Source organism: Neisseria bacilliformis (assembly GCF_014055025.1).
Lineage (GTDB): Bacteria > Pseudomonadota > Gammaproteobacteria > Burkholderiales > Neisseriaceae > Neisseria > Neisseria bacilliformis.
On the sequence record NZ_CP059571.1, the window covers coordinates 2,441,546 to 2,457,989 of the forward strand.

The window sequence follows — 16,444 nt, forward strand, 5'->3', positions numbered from 1 at the left end:
TGCACTCTTATTTATTGGAATTGCGATGAATTCGCTGCTGTAACTGACTGATCGCCAAAATAACTTCCTCCGGCAGATTAGCTTCTTTTTCGCGCAGAACTCGCAAGAACTGCTCCAATTTAACCCAATCTTCCGAACGCTCGTACAAATCGAACAACATAATATAAAGCTGAGATTCTTGCGGATACTTCAATACAGCCTGTTCCAAAGTACTGATCGCCTGATCCAACTGTCCATACATCAACAGAGACTCAACTTCTTTCAGAGCCAATTCAGCAGGCGAGGTACTCTCGTTTAAAATAGAATCGTTGCGATGAACCAGCTCGCGATATTTGACTTTCGACTGACGCGCCGAACCTTGCAGATAACCTTGTCGCAGACCGATTTCACGTACTTGTTGCTCCGTGAGTGATTTCTCCAAGTTATCAAATACTTCATGCTGTCCGAGACTATACCCCCAGCCAAGCATACGTTCTTTAACCTGACGACCATTAGAACCGAGAGAATAGTAAAGCCTCCACAAATGCGCAGCAAATTCGTTGACATCGGCATGCTGATAATCAAGTTTTAATGCATCAATGATTAACCCGGCAGGTTTTTCCGATTTCTGAATAGCCTTATTGTACTGACGACGAGCAGTTTCATAATCAACTTGGTTTTCAGCAATTTGGCCGATTTTTCAGGTTTTACAAACCCAATAACCGCGCTCATTTCTTCCTCGGTCATTTCGCCCACTTCCGCACGACCGATAATCAGCGGGCTATGTTTACTCAGGCGTTTCACCTCCCGACCTGCGTCATCGACAGTAACTTCCATGGCAGCTGAACTGGAAGACATGCCGTCAGAATCCGAACTTTCCAAGCCGGTCTGCTCGCCAATCTGACGGGCAACTTCCTGCATGTTCCAATTCAGCTTAGACTCAGCCAAAACGCGCAAACCCAAATGATTGGGATCAATACCCAAGCCAGCTTTAATATATTCGGATAACTTATCCGGCGACAATAAAGCCGCATGGCGATCAAGCGTTGCCGCCAACAAATCGGCATCACCGATATTTAGGCAAAGACCGATCAGCTCGTTTACCAGCTTTTCCGGCGCACTGGTTTTCAGATTATTCAAATAAGCAGCGAGGGAAGCCGCTGCCTTATCTTCATAACCAAATTGCTTGTAAACCTGATACTCGGTAAGCGGATCAACTTCTTGCGCAGAAACGGAAGCGGTGGACATATCGACATTCCCGTCACCCTCCCATTCCCAGCTTTGCAAACCATCAGACGGAGCTTCGGCCTGAACCTCCCATTCGTCAGTTTCAGGTTCATCTTCCGCCTCGTCTTGCGCACGGAGATTCGCATGTTTGTTTGCGGATTTAGTGTTGGTGCCTGACTGGTTTTTACCCTTCTGTTTGAGCAGAACGACGACCAGCACAACCACCACAACAATCCCGATTATAAGCATGTAATCCAAGAATATCTCCCAATATCCGGCATATTCGAAAACAAATCGATACGCATCAACCAAAACCGGCACGCGTAAATTTTTGTTTTAGATTTGTTAATCCCTTAGCTCGCTATAATAGCATGACTTACAAAAAACCGAACGTTTATCCCAATGTTTTACCAAATTAAACACACCGCTTATCTCTCAAAGCAACCGACAGACTCAACGTGCTCAGTTTGCGGGAAAAGATTAACCAGTCCTAATAATTTGAATTTATAGCCTTTATCCACCAACACTGCGGCATCGCGCGCGAATGTTGCCGGATTGCACGAAACATACACAATCCTGTCGGGCTGCCGGGACAACCCCAGCGATTTGACAATTTCATACGCGCCCGCACGCGGCGGATCAATCAGCAATTTGTCCGCATTCTGCCATATCCGGCTTTGCCTGCCGCCTGTTTTGAACAGGTTGGCAACCTCAAACGACACATTGCCGCCGAAGCCGTTTAGCCGCGCGTTGCCTGCTGCCCGACGAACCAAAGCCGGCGAGCCTTCCACGCCGACCACCTGCGCACCACTCTGCGCCAGCGGCAGAGTGAAATTGCCCAGCCCGCAAAACAGATCCGCTATTTTATCGCCGTGTGCCGGATCCAGCATGTCTACCGCGCGGCGCACCATAATATTGTTTACCGCTGCATTGGCCTGCGTGAAGTCGCCCACGCAGAACGGCATTTCAATGTCGAAGTCAGCCAAACGGTAGCTCAAACCATCCTGCCCTTCGTAAAGCATCTCCTCGCCCACGCCATATTGCCAACTGATCAGCCAGTCCCCACCCAGTTCCTGCGACAAGTTCCGCAACACACCGCGCTGTTTTTCAGACGGCCTCTTATCCGTAAGCAGACACAAAGCCGTCCTCCTCCCGCCCACGGCAAAAGCAATGCCGCGCAACACGTCCGCCAGCGGCTGCAAGGCTGTTTGCAGCAGCGGCAACGCATCCGACAAATGAGACGGCAGCACCTTGCAACTTTGAACAGCAGCGATTCTGTTGCTTTTCTTGGCACGGAAACCGATTTTCAGACGGCCTCTCCCGTCGGTTTCCGCCCCCAGCCTGCCGCGTTCGCGGTAATGCCAGGCCGCACCGTAAACCGGCGCAAGCATCTGCTGCGGCCGCAGCCCGCCGATGCGGGCAAACTGCTCCTCCACCACCCGCTGCTTCAAAGCCACCTGCGCCTCGAAACGGATATGCTGCATCGAACAGCCGCCGCATTCCTCATAATGCGGACACGGCGGCGTTTGCCGGAAAGACGACGGACGCAGGATTTCTACCGCTTCGGCTTCGTCAAACCGCCTGTCCGCGCGCGTCATGCGGCAACGCACCCGCTCCCCCGGCAGCGCATTACCCACGAAAACAGCCTTCCCGTTGCGCCGCGCCACCCCACGCCCCGTGCTGTCGAAACCCGTTATCTCCGCCTCAAACACCATTTCCGCTGCCGCAGAAACTTCCCGTTGTACCGCCGCTATTGCCATTTCGCCACGCTTGTTTAACAAAACCATAAAAAAACATGACATTTTCCCACAAAACGGCGGCGGTTGCGGTATCATACCGCCCCTTTATTGCCCTTACCGAACACAACACAATGAAAAAACTAGGATTCGCACTACTCACACTTTCGGCCTCCGCCGCCTTCGCCGCCACCTCCGTCCCCGATGTTTCCCCCGTTTCCGAGGGCACCCACGTCGTCATCAACATCCCGCAGCAACGCCTGTTCCTCTATTCAGACGGCAAACTCAGCAAAATCTATCCCGTCGCCGTCGGCAAAGCGATGACGCAAACCAACATCGGCTCGCACAAAATCGGCGCGAAAGCCTTCAACCCCACCTGGCACATCCCCAAATCCATCCAAAAAGAATTGAAAAACGGCATCACCAGCGTGCCGCCCGGCCCGAAAAACCCGCTCGGCCCCGTATTCGTGCGCCTGGGCGACCCCAAACTCGGCCTCGGCATCCATGGCACCAACGCCCCCGCCAGCGTGCCCGGCGTGCGCAGCCACGGCTGCGTGCGCATGAAGTCGCCCGACGCGCTGCAATTTGCCAAAACCGTGTCCACCGGCTCGCCCGCCGACGTGATTTACCAAATGGCCGCCCTCAACGAAGACGGCGCGGGCAACCTCTGGCTGGCCGCCTTCCGCGACCCCTATAATAAGAAAAACCTCGACACCGCCGCCCTGCGCAAAAGCATCGCCGCATGGTCGAAAGCCAAGGGCAAAACCGTTTCCGCCAAACAAATCGACGCCGTTCTGAAAAGCCGAACCGGCGCGCTTCACTGCATCAGCTGCGGCGGCACGAAAAGCAAAATCAGCGGCGAACTCAAATCGCTGGCCTGGATTTCCGGCTCGGGCAGCCTGAGCAAAGCCAAAGCCGCCGCCAAAGCCGCCACACCGGCCGACGACCAGATTCTGCCCGAAGGCAGCGAAATCGAAATCGACGCTGATACCGACGCAGGCATCCGAACCCTGACACCGGCCACCGCCCTACCCCCGAAAAACCGCGCCGCCTCGCAGCCCGAAGCCCCTGCCTCCGATGCCGCACAGGGCGAAGACAACCTGTTCTAACAAGCGTTTTCCGGCCTGCGGGCAACCACCGGATACAGGCCAATAGGCCGTCTGAAAACTGTTTTTTGGTTTTCAGACGGCCTATTGCATGTAAACCGGCGCAACAAAGGCTTTCCACCGCCTTTGCAATTAAAATCAGACGTGTGTCTTCTGCATATTTTGAGTACAAGCCAAGCCGTATGGATGTATTTCGTTTTCCGTATCCATTTATTCGGCATGGAAAGATGTCAAAACTCAGATAATTCATAACGGAATAATTTAACAAATTATGCTGATAATTTAATAATCAAAGCATATAATTACCGAATTACAAACTTATTTTAACAAAGTAGGTAAATTAACCATGAAATCTTTATCCGTCTTTCTTGTTGCTTTGACACTTTCGGCCTGCGCCGCAACCGGAACACAGTTTGACAGTTTCAAACAACCTTCCGAAGGCCAATCAATGATTTATGTTTACCGGCCCAAAGCGTTTATCGGTGGCGGCGTACACTTCAAAGTTGCCGCGAACGATACAATCATCGGCCGTTTGCGCAACGGAGGCTATGTGGAAAAAGAACTGCCGCCGGGAGAATATGATATTTGGGCGCAAACGGAAGCAAAACGCAGCATATTGGTGGAATTGAAGCCGAATGAAACGCGATGCGTCAGAGCGGGCGTGAATATGGGCATGTGGGTTGGCCGACCCTATTTCGAAACCGTTTCGCTGAACGAATGCAAAAAAGGCATTCAGGGTTTGAAACAGAGTTCATAGAGTCTGTTGGCATTCAACGTGTTGTCGCTTTACACCATAACAAGCAGGCGCAACCCAAACACCGTATCCAACCCACTACCGTGGCATGGATAAGTGATAAATACAAGAAAATTACCTTTGGCTACACCGCCACCATCAACGGCATGCCACAGCAAATTACCTTCGCCGACCGCCCCAACCTTATCCGCTATCGCAACAAATTTCTCGCCATCGCCCCGCGCCACGGCGGCGCGCCCGCGTTGATAGACGACACATTAAGCACCATTCGCGGCTTAACCCGCGCCGAGCGGCAAGATTTAATCCGCCAAATCCAAGCGTTGCTTGATGCAGAGATGGATGAGGCAGCCTGAAAAACCCCAAAGTCGTCTGAAAACAGCATGAGAAGTTTTCAGACGGCCTTACAAATGCCAAAGAACGCGTGCGTGGCAGAGCCACACACCCTACGGCATGCAGGCTACGCTTGCTAATCTAGTACAGCCCCTTGTTTAAAGCGAAGTCAGAAAAGTCAGAAATCCCAATATCACGCCGACTGCGTTGGGTATAATCAGAATCCAGTCTTTCCGGGGTTCTTTGCTCCAACCGTACAAAACCCAAATCAGACAGGATGCTGCTGCAAACAGGGGTTGCCACGGCTGCGCCTTTGCCCCTTGCATATTGGCGATAATTTGGGGGATATAGGCGACAAATACGAAAATACCCATTGCCGCCCCTATGCTGCCGACAAAGGTATTGAATTTTGCCTTGCTTATCATGGTGGTAAGTCTCCTTTGGGGTTTAACGGTTCTGCCGTTGCCGAAACGGCGTTTCAGGCTGCCTTATTGTACCACAAAGGCAGCCCGAAAGACGGATTCCGAATCTATATCTCGTTTTGCACGGATGGTCTTGCCGGATATCTGCTGCACCTGTAAAAATCTGCCATTTCGAATAGAAAAACGGCATCGGCGGTTTTCAGACTGCCTGAAAACCTATCGGACACAGAAAGCAAGCGTAGCCTGCATTGTAGGGTGTGTCGCCCAAGCGACGCACGCGGTTTCCAATCCCCCAAAGGCAGCCTGAAAAAACCAAAACCGTTTGGCGTTTCCACCAAACGGTTTTTTCTCGGCAATCTACTTTTAACCTCGTTAAAATCTGCGGCTTTCAGGCTGCCATCCCTCCCCAGTCATCGCATCAAAAATCCCCGCATCAAAAATGATGCACAATCAATTTTTTCCCTTAAACGAAGAGGCCGTCTGAAAACTTTTCAGACGGCCTCAACCGTATGTTTTGTATGCTTTCGCCGTTTTCAGACGGCCTGTGCCTCGCTGCCGCCCACGGTCAGTCCCGCGTCGATGCGCAGGGTGGGCTGGCCGACGCCGACGGGTACGCTTTGGCCGTCTTTGCCGCACACGCCGATGCCGCTGTCGAGGGTGGTGTCGTTGCCGATCATGGAGACGTGTTTGAGCACTTCGGGGCCGTTGCCGATAATGGTTGCGCCTTTGACGGGGTATTGCAGCCGGCCGTTTTCCACCCACCACGCTTCGGAGGCGGAGAAGACGAATTTGCCGCTGGTGATGTCCACTTGTCCGCCGCCGAAGTTGACGGCGTAGATGCCTTTGTCGAGCGAGGCGATGATTTCTTCGGGGTCGTGGGTGCCGTTTTCCATGAAGGTGTTGGTCATGCGCGGCATGGGGGCGGCGGCGTAGCTTTCGCGGCGGCCGTTGCCGGTAATCTGCGCGCCCGTCAGGCGGGCGTTGGTTTCGTCCTGCATGTAGCCTGCGAGTATGCCGTCTTCGATGAGCACGGTGCGGCGGGTTTCGTTGCCTTCGTCGTCGGTGTTGAGCGAGCCGCGCCGGCCGGCAATGTCGCCCTGATCGATCACGGTTACCCCTTTTGCGGCCACGCGCTGGCCGATGCGGCCGGAGAACGCGCTGGTTTGTTTGCGGTTGAAATCGCCCTCCAAGCCGTGGCCGACGGCTTCGTGCAGCAGTACGCCCGGCCAGCCGCCGGCAAGGACGACGCTCATCGCGCCGGCGGGGGCGGGGCGGGCTTCGAGGTTGGTGAGGGCTTGGGCGACGGCGGTGTCCACGTAACCGCGCACCCGTTGCCCGTCGAAGAAGGCGAGGTCGTAACGGCCGCCGCCGCCCGCGCTGCCCATTTCGCGCCTTTCGCCCTGTTTGGCGATGACGGTTACGCTCAGGCGCACCAGCGGGCGGATGTCGGCGGCGTGGCGGCCGTCGAGGCGGGCGATGTAGATCAGGTCGTATTCGCAGGTCAGCCCGGCCATGACCTGCACGATGCGCGGGTCGGCGGCTTTGGCGAGGGTTTCGATGCGTTGCAGCAGGGCGACTTTGGCGGCGGCGTCCATGCTGTGTATCGGGTTGGCGGCGGTGTGCACGCGTGGGGCGTTTTTTGCGCCGCGCCCGTTGAGGCCGTCTGAAAACTTTTCAGACGGCCTTTCCATTCGCGTGTCCCGTCCCGCCGCGCCGATGGCGCGCACGGTTTGGGCGCAGCGGCGGATGCCGTCGGCGTCGAGGCTGTCGGTGTAGGCGAAGGCGGTTTTTTCGCCCGACACGGCGCGCACGCCCGCGCCCTGATCGATTTGGAAGCTGCCGGATTTGACCATGCCTTCTTCCAAGTGCCAGCTTTCAAAGGCGGTGCGCTGGCAGTAGATGTCGGCGTAATCGACGTGGCACGCACCGATGAGGGCGAGGCTGCGGGCGAGTTCTTCGGCATCAAGGCCGTTGGCGGCCAGGAGGTCTTGGCGGACGGTGCGGGAGGGGTCGTTGTGTGTCATGGTTTCTGCAACGGTTGGAATCGGGCGCGATTATACGCCATCGCCGAGCCCCCGGCAGGTGGCGGCTCGGGCAGAAAATGCGGATCGAAGCTAAAAACATCTGATTTTCTTTCTTTATAAAACATGATGTTATGATAAAACGCCTAAAAAAATGTGTTTACAGTCTTGGTAATTGTTATTGTTGGCGATATTATGCGCACATCGGTAACGCGCCGATGCCTTTAAACAAAGCTGTTTCAGTCATTTTCAACCAACTTCGGAGGCTTCCTTATACGATTCAGTCTTTATTCCTCGATACTCAAAACCGAACCGGCCAAGCCCGCAGCGCATGTTGCGGGCTTGTGCTTTGAGGCCGTCTGAAACCGCGTTTTCAGACGGCCTTGCTATAATCCGCGCCTGCCCGACCGCATTCGAGCCGCCCATGACTCCCGAAACCCGAAAACAGCTCAAAATCACCGACACCGCCGCCAAAAAGTTGGAAAAGCTCCATCTGCACACCGCTTGGGATTTGGTGCTGCACCTGCCGCTGCGCTACGAAGACGAAACCCACATCATGCCGCTGCAAGACGCGCCCGTCGGCGTGCCCTGTCAGGTGGAAGGCACGGTGCTGCATCAGGAAGTCATGTTCAAACCGCGCAAACAACTGATTGTGCAAATCGGCGACAACGCGGGCAACGTGTTGTTTTTGCGCTTTATTCATTTTTACCCGAGTCAGCAGAAGCAGCTGGCCGTCGGTAAACGCATTCGCGCCGTGGGCGAAATCAAACACGGTTTTTACGGCGACGAGATGATTCATCCCAAAATACGCGATGCCGAAACCGGCGGCCTTGCCGAGAGCCTCACGCCGGTTTATCCCACCGTAAACGGGCTGAACCAGCCCACCCTACGCCGCATCATCCAGACGGCCTTAGACGACACTCCGCTGCACGACACACTGCCCGACGCGCTGTTAGGCCGTCTGAAACTGCCGCATCTGGCCGAAAGCCTGCGCCTTTTGCACGCTCCGCCGCCGAGCCTGAGCGTGCAACAGTTGTCCGACGGCGCACTGCCCGCATGGCAGCGGCTCAAATTCGACGAACTTTTGGCGCAACAGCTTTCCATGCGGCTGGCGCGGCAGAAACGCATCAGCGGGCAGGCCGCGCCGCTGACCGGCAACGGCACGCTGTCGCAGCCCCTGTTAAACGCGCTGCCCTTCGCCCTTACCTGCGCCCAAGAAAAAGCCCTTGCCGAAATCCGGCAGGACATGGCGCAAACCTTTCCCATGCACCGCCTGTTGCAGGGCGATGTCGGCAGCGGCAAAACCATCGTTGCCGCGCTCTCCGCGCTTGCCGCCATCGAAGCCGGCGCACAAGTGGCCGTGATGGCCCCCACCGAAATCCTCGCCGAACAGCACTTTATCAAGTTCAAACAATGGTTTGATCCGCTCGGTCTCGACATCGCATGGCTCTCGGGCAGCCAGCGCAAAAAAGCCAAAGACGAAGCCAAAGCGCAGCTTTCAGACGGCCTGGTCAAAATCGCCGTCGGCACGCACGCCCTGTTTCAAGACGACGTGGCCTTTCAAAACCTCGGCCTCGTGATTGTGGACGAACAGCACCGCTTCGGCGTGGCGCAGCGTCTCGCCCTCAAAAACAAAGGCCGCGACGTACACCAGCTGATGATGTCCGCCACCCCCATCCCGCGTACCCTCGCCATGAGCTTTTTCGCCGACCTCGATGTGTCCTTGATCGACGAACTCCCGCCCGGCCGCACGCCCATCCAAACCCGCCTCGTCAACAGCCTGCGCCGCGCCGAAGTCGAAGGCTACCTGCTGGGTATCTGCCGCAAAGGGCAGCAGGCATACTGGGTCTGCCCCCTGATTGAAGAGAGCGAAACCCTCCAGCTGCAAACCGCCACCGAAACTCTGGAGCAGCTTCAGACGGCCTTGCCCGAACTCAACATCGGCCTTGTACACGGCCGCATGAAAGCCACCGAAAAAGCCACCGTGATGGCCGAATTTGCCGCAGGCCGTCTGAATGTGTTGGTGGCCACTACCGTGATCGAAGTCGGCGTAGACGTACCCAACGCCGCTCTGATGGTGATCGAACACGCCGAACGCATGGGCTTGGCGCAGCTTCACCAACTGCGCGGACGCGTCGGGCGCGGCGCGGCCAAAAGCGTGTGCGTCCTTTTGTTTGCCGAACCCTTGAGCGAACTGGCCAAAGCGCGGCTGAAAGTGATTTACGAGCACACCGACGGCTTTGAAATCGCCCGCCAAGACCTCAACATCCGCGGCCCCGGCGAATTTCTCGGCGCACGCCAAAGCGGCGTCCCCATGCTGCGCTTCGCCAACTTGGAACAGGATTTGCACCTGTTGGAACGCGCCCGCGACATCGCCCCGCAGTTAATCGAACAGAATCCCGACATCGTCAAAGCCCATTTAGACAGATGGCTCGCCAGCCGCGCCGCCTACATGGGCGCGTAAACGGCAATAGGCCGTCTGAAAACGCGTTTCCACCTTTTCAGAAGGCCTGTTTGCGCACGGTATCCGCCCCCCCCGTAGGTCGGATTCTCGAATCCGACAACCGTTGGCAAAACGGCAAAGGCCGTCTGAAATCCGCGCGGCGTTTTTTTGACGTTGGCACAATGTCGGATACAAGTATCCGACCTACATGGGCGCACAAACGCAAGAGGCCGTCTGAAAACGCGTTTCCGGCTTTTCAGACGGCCTCAAATACCGAATATGAAAACAGAAAACCCAACATGACCGAATTCATCCACCACCTTCCCGACGGCCGCCCCGTGCGCATCGCCGTGCGCTTTACCGCCAAGAAAAACATCATCCTGCGCCCGCTTGCCGCCGACGCGCTGCGCGTCAGCGCACCCAAATGGCTGGGGCGGCGCGGCTTGCAAGACTGGCTGGCGCAAAACGGCGAAACACTGCGGCGGACGCTGGGGCGTTGGCAGGAGCGGCCGTCTGAAAACCTTTCAGACGGCCTGCCGCAGGCGGTGTGGCTGCACGGCAGGCTGGCGCAAGTGGCAACCGATGCGGGCGTGGCGGCGGCGATGTTTGACGGGCGGCGGATTCTGCTGCCGCCCATTGAAGCAGCCGCACAAAGGCGGCTGCTGAAAGACGCGCTATACGCCTGCGCCGCGCAAACCCTGCCGCCGCGCCTGTGGGCGCACGCGCGGCGGCTGAACCTGCGCCCCGCCGCCGTCGCCCTCTCCGACGCCAAAACCTTCTGGGGCGTGTGCCGCGCGCGCACGGGGATACGGCTCAACTGGCGGCTGGCCGGCGCGCCCGATTTCGTCGCCGACTATGTCTGCGTGCACGAACTCTGCCACCTGCCGCACCCGAACCACAGCGCGGCGTTTTGGGAACTGGTTTCCCGCCACACGCCGCACACGCAGGCGGCGAAAGACTGGCTCAAACGGCACGGGCGCGAGCTGTTTGCGCTGGGCTAGGGGCTGTCGACATTTGGTATTGCGGCGGCTTTCTGACGCAAAATCCGCTTCGCAAACCAATTGTCAACAGCCCCTGGGGCGTGTTGCCGCAGTGGGATCGGAGATGGAAAAGAGGCCGTCTGAAAAGGGTTTCAGACGGCCTTCGGTTTAATGCTCCTGTTTGCGCGCAAGCCGTTTGTAGCGGCGGACAAACCAAATCAGCGGCGGAGTAAACAGCAGTAGGACAAGCGGCTGGCGGCGCAGTTGCGACTGTTCGCGCTCGAAAACGGCGGCCTGTTCTTCGTAGCGGTATACGGCGGTGTTGCCGACGTTCATTTCGTAGAGCCGGCCGCCGTGGTAGCGGACGCGGGCGGTTTGGCCTGCGTGGCGGTAGGCGCGGGTGCAGCTGTCTTTGTCAACCGTTTGGCAGTAAAGGTGCAGGTCTTCCGTGGCAGGCAGGTAGCAGACTCTGAAGCGGTTGCCGCCGCTGCATTCGGGGGCTTGGGGCACGGTAAAGTCGATGGCGGAAAGTTGGTCGCGCGGGATGCGGTAGTCGGCGGTGTAGTAATCGGCGTAGATCAGGATGTCCATGCCCTGCATCAGCCAGATCACGATGAGCAAACCGGTCAGGTAGCTGCCGATGCCGGCAGGCGCTGCGTCCTGCCCGCGCCGCAGCCGCCGCGCCACAATAAAGCCGTGCAGGGCGCAAAAGGCGGTAAGGGCGCTCCATGCCGGCCAGGTAGCGGGAGGGTTGGGGAGGGCAAACTGAAAGATGCAGGCGGAAACGGCGGCATAGAGCAGAAGCAGGACGTTGAGTTTGTTAAGTGTGACGGTCATGGTGGGGCTTTCGGTTGGCAGTTTGGAGGCCGTCTGAAAACCGTAAAACACGTTTTTCAGACGGCCTTTTGGTGTGGGCGCACGCGGTCTGTGTTGTTCGGACGTCCTGAAACCGCGTGCGTAGCTGCGCCACATACCCTACTTCATGTGCCGCATTTGCGTTATCGGCACACGTCAGTGCATCACCTGCGCGAGGAACTGTTTGGCGCGTTCGCTTTGCGGGTTTTTGAAGAAGGCTTCGGGCGGGGCGTCTTCGACGATTTGGCCGTGGTCGACGAAAATCACGCGGTCGGCCACTTCACGGGCGAAGCCCATTTCGTGGGTTACGCACATCATGGTCATGCCGCTTTGGGCGAGGTCTTTCATCACTTTCAGCACTTCGCCGACCATTTCGGGGTCGAGGGCGGAGGTGGGTTCGTCAAACAGCATCACCGCCGGCTCCATCGCCAGGCCGCGCGCGATGGCCACGCGCTGCTGCTGGCCGCCGGAGAGTTCGCCCGGCAGCGCGTCCTGCTTGTGGGCGAGGCCGACGCGTTCGAGCAGGCTCATGGCTTTGAGCACGGCTTCCTCGCGTTTTTGCTTTTTGACGCGCACGGGCGAGAGGATGATGTTTTCCAGCACGGTCAGATGCGGGTAGAGGTTGAAGTGCTGGAAGACGAAGCCGACTTCGGTGCGCACTTTGTTGAGGTCGGTTTTCGGGTCGGCAACGTTGATGCCGTCCACCCAGATTTCGCCGCTCTGGATTTTTTCGAGCTGGTTGATGGTGCGGATGAGGGTGGATTTGCCGCTGCCGGAGGGGCCGCAGATGACGACGACTTCGCCCTGTTTCACTTCGAGGTTGACGTTGTTGACCACATGCAGGTCTTTGAAATATTTGTTGACGTTTTTCAGTTTGATCATGGTGTTTCCAATGGGGTTGTGTTTTTTCAGACGGCCTTCCGCAGCAGATAATTGCTTAATCCGACGTATTTTTCCGGCGCGATATGTTCGGGGCGGTCTTGCGGGTTGATGCCGGCGGCCTGCAAGTCGCCGTCGGCGGCCAGCTCTTTGAGGTTGTTGCGTATGGTTTTGCGCCGCTGGTGGAAGGCGGCTTTGACCAGGCGGGCGAAAGCGTCGAAATCGTCGGCGCGGCCGATGCGGTGTTTGAGCGGGATCATGCGCACCACGGCGGAATCGACTTTCGGCGCGGGCGAGAAGGCTTCGGGCGGCACGTTTATCAGCGGCTCCATCTCGAAAAAGTATTGCAGCATCACGCTGAGGCGGCCGTAGTCGTTGCTGCCGGGGGCGGCGGTCATGCGTTCGACCACTTCTTTTTGCAGCATGAAGTGCATGTCGGCAACGTCGTCGGCGATTTCGCTCAGGCGGAACAGCAGCGGCGTGGAGATGTTGTAGGGCAGGTTGCCGACGATTTTCTTTTTGCCCGCGATGCTGTTGAAATCAAACTGCAAAACGTCGCCTTCGTGGATGACGAGTTTGTCGGCGAAGGGCAGGTTTTTTAAGCGGGCGACGATGTCGCGGTCGATTTCGACCACGTGCAGGCGGTTGAGTTTGGCCGCCAGCGGCGCGGTGATGGCGGCGAGGCCGGGGCCGATTTCGATGACGGTGTCGTCCGGCTGCGGGCGCACGGCGTTGACGATGTCGGCGATGATACGCGTATCCTGCAAAAAATTCTGCCCGAAACGCTTGCGGGCTTGGTGTTCTTTCATGGTGGCACGCTTTGCGGTAAAGTCGCGCATTGTAGCCGAAAAGGCCGTCTGAAAGCGCGGCTTCGGCGAAGTTTCGCCATCGGCAAAGCCGTTTTTCAGGCGGCCTCAAACGCTATTTTTGTCCATCGAAAGGAATCACCATGAAACCGCTGCTCTGTACCCTCTGCCTGTCCCTGCTGTTGTCCGCCTGCGCCGCCGCGCCCTCTTCTTCGGGCGGCAGCGAGCTGTACGGCGAAATCAAGGCGGGCGTGGAAACTTCGCATACGCGTTGAAAACATGGCGGAAAACACGATGGAAAACGCCGCCGTCGCCCTGACGCCGAACGAGGCCGACGCCCTCATCCGGCTGGTTTTGTACGCCAAGTTTGAAACGCGGGATGAAGATTCGCTGCTGTTCGCGGGCAGCCCGTTTGCGAACGCGGCCTTGGAAAAGCTGCTGCACGCCCACCCGCTTTACGGCGGGGCGGCGTTTTCCGGCCGCCCGCTGCCGGAACAATACGGAAAACTGCTGGCGGACAAACTTGCCGGCGCGGGTTTCGCCCCGCCCGACGAAGCGGCTTGGGCTGCACTGGCGTTTCCCTATCAGCCCTAAAAACTTGATGAAAACACAAAAAGGCCGTCTGAAAAAACGTTTTTCAGACGGCCTGATGCAAAGGGAAGCGGTTTAGCGGTGGCGGTGAACCTGGCTGCCGATGACGCCGCCGAGTGCCGCGCCGCCGAGTGTCGAACCGGTGTCGCCGCCGATCAGGTTGCCGGCCACGCCGCCGATTACCGCGCCGGTGGCGGTGTTGCGCTGGGTCTGCGTCAGACCGTTGCACGCGCTGAGGGAGGCGGTCAGGGCGATGAGGGCGGCGGTTTTCACGAATAACGGTTTCATATGTACTCCTTGGTAGAAAAACGCCATTGCGTTTGCTAAAATGGCGGCGTAAGAATACACACGCCCCGCGTTGGCGGGCGTTTGCCGGAGTTAAACTTTCAAAAGGTTTGTTATGTCTGCCTATCCGCTGCTGCACATCGTGCACCTGTTTTGCGCCATCGCCTTTGTCGGCGGCGTGTTTTTCGAGGGGCTGGTGCTGGGCGTGATGCATACCAAAGCCGTGTCGCGCGAGGCGCGGCGCGAGGTGGAGCGGGCCTTGTCGAAACGGGCGGTGAAGGTGATGCCGTGGATTGTGGCGGGCGTGTTCCTCTCGGGCGCGGGTATGGCCTATCTGCGCTACCTGCCCAATCTGGCGCAGCCCTTTGCCGCCTCGTTCAACACCCAGCTCGCGCTGAAAATCTGCATCGCGCTGAGCATACTCGTCCATTTCGTCATCGCGGTAACGAAAATGCGGCGCGGCACGCTGACGAAAAACTGGTCGCGCTACATCCACGCCGCCGTGCTGGCGCATATGGTATTGATCGTGCTGCTGGCGAAAACGATGTTTTATGTGGTGTGGTGAAGGGCGCGAAACGGCATGAGGCCGTCTGAAAAACGGTTTTCAGACGGCCTCATGCCGTTTTTCCAACCCCCGCGCCACCAAATGCCTATAATCCGCAATACCCGTCTCCCACAAGGATCCTCCCATGAAACACACCGTCATCATCGGCGGCGGCTTTGCCGGCGTGAACCTCGCCCGCGAACTCGCCCGAAGCGCAGACCACCGCATCACCCTCATCGACAAAAACAACTACAACTTCTTCCCGCCGCTGATTTACCAAGTGGCCGCCGGCTTCATGTCGCCCTCCGACATCAGCTACCCCTTCCGCAAACTGTTCAACCGCCGCCCGAACGCCCGCTTCCGCCAGGGCGAAGTGCGCCGCATCGACTCCGCCGAGTGCCGCGTCTATTTGCAACACGGCGGGAGCGTGGACTACGACCTCCTCGTCATCGCCACCGGCACCCGCCCCAACTTCTTCGGCAACCAAGAAATCGAACGCCACGCCTACGCCATGAAAACCCTCGGCGACGCGCTGGCCATCCGCAACAACATCCTCGCCCGACTCGAAGCCGCCTGCGCCCTGCCGCCCGCCGAGCGCGCGCCCTACCTGCATTTCGTCGTCGCCGGCGGCGGCGCGAGCGGCGTGGAACTCACCGGCATCTTCGCCGAAATGCGCCGCGACATATTCAACAAAGACTACCCCGAGCTGCAAGGCGAACACAGCCGCCTCACCCTCGTTACCGCCGACCCCGTGCTGCTGCCGCCCATGAGCGCGTCCGCCCAACGCTACACCGCCGCCGAGCTGCACCGCCTCGGCGCGGACGTCATCTGCAACGACCGCGTAACCGGCTACGACGGCCACACCGTCCGCCTCGAAAGCGGCCGCAGCATCGCCGCCAAAAGCCTGATTTGGACGGCCGGCGTAACCGCCCGGCGCACCGACGGCATCCCCGACGAATGCTACACACGCGGCAACCGCCTGCGCACCGATCGCCAACTGCGCGTCATTGGGCTGGACAACGTGTACGCCCTCGGCGACTGCGCCCTCGTCGAAGGCGACTCCGCCTACCCGAACGGCCACCCCCAGCTCGGCCAAGTCGCCAAAGCGCAGGGGCTGTACCTCGCCCGCGCCCTGATTCGCGGCGGCGGCGAAGCTTTTGCATACAAACACCAGGGCGACATGGCCATCATCGGCCGCCTCTCCGCCGTCGCCGACTTCCCCGGCGGGCGCAGCAGCCACGGCATCCTCACCTGGGCGGTGTGGGTCGCCGTCCACATCCTCGCCCTCGTAACCTTCCGCAACCGCCTCGCCGCCGCCTACAACTGGGGCATCGCCTTCCTCACCCGCAACCAAACCCTGCGCATGATCATCCGTCCCACCCCGCCCGCCGACGCGCAAAACGGGCGCGACGGCTAGCCGTTTTGCCGCGAGGAAAGTACGCAGAGGCCGTCTGAAAACCCATTTTCAGACGGCCTCTGCCGTTTG

16 protein-coding genes and 1 pseudogene are annotated in these 16,444 nt (G+C 58.2%); 9 read left to right on the forward strand and 8 right to left on the reverse strand.

The features are described from left to right. Positions 1–7: 7 nt before the first annotated feature. Positions 8–1,455, reverse strand: a pseudogene (locus tag H3L91_RS11900) (23S rRNA methyltransferase). Between the two features lie 179 nt (positions 1,456–1,634). Further along, complete coding sequence (gene rlmD, locus H3L91_RS11905) at positions 1,635–3,041, reverse strand: 23S rRNA (uracil(1939)-C(5))-methyltransferase RlmD (protein WP_244958466.1); 1,407 nt, start codon at positions 3,039–3,041, stop codon at positions 1,635–1,637. Positions 3,042–3,076: 35 nt separating this feature from the next. Here rlmD and H3L91_RS11910 point away from each other — a divergent pair, with 35 nt between their 5' ends. The 3 genes from H3L91_RS11910 (at position 3,077) to H3L91_RS11920 (ending at position 5,155) form a co-directional block, all read left to right on the forward strand. Then, complete coding sequence (locus tag H3L91_RS11910) at positions 3,077–4,051, forward strand: L,D-transpeptidase (RefSeq protein WP_050783147.1); 975 nt, start codon at positions 3,077–3,079, stop codon at positions 4,049–4,051. A gap of 343 nt (positions 4,052–4,394) precedes the next feature. Continuing rightward, a complete protein-coding gene (locus tag H3L91_RS11915; RefSeq protein WP_007341238.1) occupies positions 4,395–4,805 on the forward strand; it encodes a DUF2846 domain-containing protein in 411 nt (136 codons plus the stop codon). Between the two features lie 80 nt (positions 4,806–4,885). Next, a complete protein-coding gene (locus tag H3L91_RS11920; protein WP_040658434.1) occupies positions 4,886–5,155 on the forward strand; it encodes a hypothetical protein in 270 nt (89 codons plus the stop codon). 135 nt (positions 5,156–5,290) lie between these two features. Here H3L91_RS11920 and H3L91_RS11925 read toward each other — a convergent pair whose 3' ends face one another. Together H3L91_RS11925 and tldD are read right to left on the reverse strand one after the other, a co-directional pair. Continuing rightward, positions 5,291–5,557, reverse strand: coding sequence for a SemiSWEET family transporter (locus H3L91_RS11925; protein ID WP_003796988.1), 267 nt, complete (start codon positions 5,555–5,557; stop codon positions 5,291–5,293). 530 nt (positions 5,558–6,087) lie between these two features. Continuing rightward, positions 6,088–7,578 carry a metalloprotease TldD gene (tldD, locus tag H3L91_RS11930; protein ID WP_007341242.1) on the reverse strand — a complete coding sequence of 497 codons (1,491 nt, stop codon included), beginning with the start codon at positions 7,576–7,578 and terminating at the stop codon, positions 6,088–6,090. A 421-nt stretch (positions 7,579–7,999) separates the two neighbouring features. Here tldD and recG point away from each other — a divergent pair, with 421 nt between their 5' ends. Both recG and H3L91_RS11940 read left to right on the forward strand, forming a co-directional pair. After that, entirely contained in the window at positions 8,000–10,039 is a 2,040-nt protein-coding gene (recG, locus tag H3L91_RS11935) for an ATP-dependent DNA helicase RecG (RefSeq protein WP_007341244.1), read from the forward strand. 50 nt (positions 10,040–10,089) lie between these two features. Next, positions 10,090–11,019, forward strand: a complete 930-nt coding sequence (locus H3L91_RS11940) for a M48 family metallopeptidase (RefSeq protein ID WP_306420082.1) — start codon at positions 10,090–10,092, stop codon at positions 11,017–11,019. 147 nt (positions 11,020–11,166) lie between these two features. Here the strand turns inward: H3L91_RS11940 and H3L91_RS11945 are convergent, their stop codons facing one another. From H3L91_RS11945 to rsmA, 3 genes are read right to left on the reverse strand one after another with little or no spacing between them, the layout of a single operon-like run. Beyond that, a complete protein-coding gene (locus tag H3L91_RS11945; RefSeq protein WP_154647160.1) occupies positions 11,167–11,970 on the reverse strand; it encodes a hypothetical protein in 804 nt (267 codons plus the stop codon). Positions 11,971–12,009: 39 nt separating this feature from the next. Next, entirely contained in the window at positions 12,010–12,735 is a 726-nt protein-coding gene (locus H3L91_RS11950; RefSeq protein WP_007341247.1) for an amino acid ABC transporter ATP-binding protein, read from the reverse strand. Positions 12,736–12,761: 26 nt separating this feature from the next. Continuing rightward, positions 12,762–13,541 (reverse strand): 16S rRNA (adenine(1518)-N(6)/adenine(1519)-N(6))-dimethyltransferase RsmA, encoded by a 780-nt coding sequence (gene rsmA / locus H3L91_RS11955; RefSeq protein ID WP_040659233.1) that lies wholly within the window; start codon positions 13,539–13,541, stop codon positions 12,762–12,764. Between the two features lie 140 nt (positions 13,542–13,681). Between rsmA and H3L91_RS12520 the strand changes: the two genes are divergently transcribed. Further along, a complete protein-coding gene (locus H3L91_RS12520) occupies positions 13,682–13,813 on the forward strand; it encodes a hypothetical protein (RefSeq protein WP_007341250.1) in 132 nt (43 codons plus the stop codon). A 4-nt stretch (positions 13,814–13,817) separates the two neighbouring features. Further along, entirely contained in the window at positions 13,818–14,132 is a 315-nt protein-coding gene (locus H3L91_RS11960) for a hypothetical protein (RefSeq protein ID WP_007341251.1), read from the forward strand. Positions 14,133–14,204: 72 nt separating this feature from the next. On the opposite strand, the gene H3L91_RS11965 is transcribed toward H3L91_RS11960, so the two are convergent. Continuing rightward, complete coding sequence (locus tag H3L91_RS11965; RefSeq protein WP_040658436.1) at positions 14,205–14,417, reverse strand: YMGG-like glycine zipper-containing protein; 213 nt, start codon at positions 14,415–14,417, stop codon at positions 14,205–14,207. A gap of 112 nt (positions 14,418–14,529) precedes the next feature. Here H3L91_RS11965 and H3L91_RS11970 point away from each other — a divergent pair, with 112 nt between their 5' ends. Next, positions 14,530–14,979, forward strand: coding sequence for a CopD family copper resistance protein (locus H3L91_RS11970; RefSeq protein ID WP_007341253.1), 450 nt, complete (start codon positions 14,530–14,532; stop codon positions 14,977–14,979). 124 nt (positions 14,980–15,103) lie between these two features. Beyond that, positions 15,104–16,375: an NAD(P)/FAD-dependent oxidoreductase gene (locus H3L91_RS11975; protein WP_007341254.1), complete on the forward strand. Its 1,272-nt coding sequence runs from the start codon at positions 15,104–15,106 to the stop codon at positions 16,373–16,375. The last annotated feature ends 69 nt before the right edge of the window (positions 16,376–16,444 follow it).